Annotated in this window: 1 protein-coding gene; it reads right to left on the reverse strand. The window is 63.2% G+C overall.

The window, feature by feature from the left end; all coding sequences use genetic code 11:
* Window positions 1-27 precede the first annotated feature (27 nt).
* Window positions 28-1680 carry an integrase catalytic domain-containing protein gene (locus AC0L30_RS42805; RefSeq protein ID WP_473309302.1) on the reverse strand — a complete coding sequence of 551 codons (1653 nt, stop codon included), beginning with the start codon at window positions 1678-1680 and terminating at the stop codon, window positions 28-30.
* Window positions 1681-1768: the final 88 nt, after the last annotated feature.

Genomic DNA, 1768 nt, shown 5'->3' on the forward strand with positions numbered 1-1768 from the left:
CGTATTGCCGCATGAGCAAATGTTACCCTATGGCGCCATTACTAATGTCGATGCGACCTCGACTGATCGGCCGCACCAGGTGGCTTTCCCGGCTTGCTCGACGAGAGGGGCTGTGGGCGGGTCGGGCCCTACATAGCCCGAGCCGTCCACAACCCCGGCCAGCGGGGCAGCGGCGACCAATTGCTCGGCCGTCTTCCGTCTAAGCGACCTCAGCAGACGCTGCACAATCGAATGCTGTCTTGCCCCGAACTCCTCGGGCTGAATCTCGCTCAGCCGGCCGACGATGGCGAGCGCCGTCAGCTGCGGCTGCTCTGCCAGCCAGCCCTCGATCGCGGCAATATGTGGGTCGAGCTTGGACGGCATACGAATCCTGGTTTTATAGGGCCGACGAGTTCGCCGGTGCGTGGCACGCGGCTCGCAGGCCGTCACCCTCTTTCCGAGCGTCTTGGCGAAAGTGACTGCGCTCGTTGGCGTGGTGGTCGTGGAGGCGCGCTGCAGGTCACCCGCGTGTCCGGCACGACGATCAACGCGATTGCCGAGTTCGTCCTGAGTCGCGCGAATCTCAGCCAACAGCACGACGGGATCTAGCGAACGATACTGATCGCGCAGCCGTTTCTTCACGTCCGGGGTCACCTTGGGATGCGCCAGTGCACGCTCATAGGGCGTCGATGGGAGATGATACCGTTTGATCACTTTAGCCCCTTCGCGGCGCTTCTCCTTCAGCTTGAACGACGGCTGGAAGAAGTTGACGTAGAGCCGAGCCGCCGCATAGAGACGGCCCATCACACGGGCCGTCTCGACGCCGTCGAATCGGCCATAGCCCATGAGGCGGCGGACGACGGCACCATTCTTCTGCTCGACGAAGGCTTGATCGTTCTTCTTGTAAGCGCGCGAGCGTGTGACTTCGAGCTTTTGTTCGCGGCACCATGGCACAACAACATCGTTCATGAAGGCGCTGTCGTTGTCGAAGTCCACACCGCGCAACAACCAGGGGAACAGGCTTTGGGCGCGGTTGATCGCCTCGACGACGAGCGAACCCTCCCGCGTCAGCAACGGCAGGCACTCCGTCCAGCCGGTGGCGACATCGACCATCGTCAGGGTTTGGATGAACGAGCCGGCCACCGACGTGCCGCCATGTGCGACCATGTCGACCTCGCAGAAGCCGGGCACCGGACTGTTCCAGTCATTGAACGTGCGGATCGGGACTTCGCGCCGGATTGCCGAATAGAATCCGGCACGGCGCCGCCTGCCGCCGCTCGCCGCAATGTTCACATCGACGAGCAAGCGGTCGATGGTTGCGGCGCTGATCGCCAGAACACGAGCACGGTCGGCCTCACCAAGCTGCAATCGGCCATGTTGCTCGAGCGCCGGCAGCAAGGTCGGGATCATCACCTTGAGCCGCTTACCGCATACCCGATCTGACGCCTCCCACAGCGCCGTCATCGCGTCCTTGATCGTCGCGCCATATCTGCGCTTGCGCTCTCCGGGCGCCTCCATCTTCCCCGCTCCAATTGTTGCGCTCCGCCGAAGCGCGCGCACCGCATGCTTGCGATGCCAGCCCGTCGTCGCGCACAGCGCATCGAGGATGCGCCCCTTCTCCGCCCGTTTGGCCGACTCGTAACGCTCCGTTACGGTCGACAGCACCTCCCGCCGCGCGCCCATGCTGATCTTTCTCGCCATAGAAGCCACCGAACCGATTCGATGGCACCGACCCAATCATCGGCGAGAAGTTGTCCAGTAACATTCTGGATGAGGCAATGCGCCCCCT

It is taken from the genome of Bradyrhizobium sp. MI1.11, assembly GCF_055811255.1.

What these genes read in the sequence shown, in the direction of transcription:
- AC0L30_RS42805 (WP_473309302.1), bottom strand. Translation starts at nt 1,680, where the DNA reads ATGGCGAGAAAGATCAGCATGGGCGCGCGGCGGGAGGTGCTGTCGACC.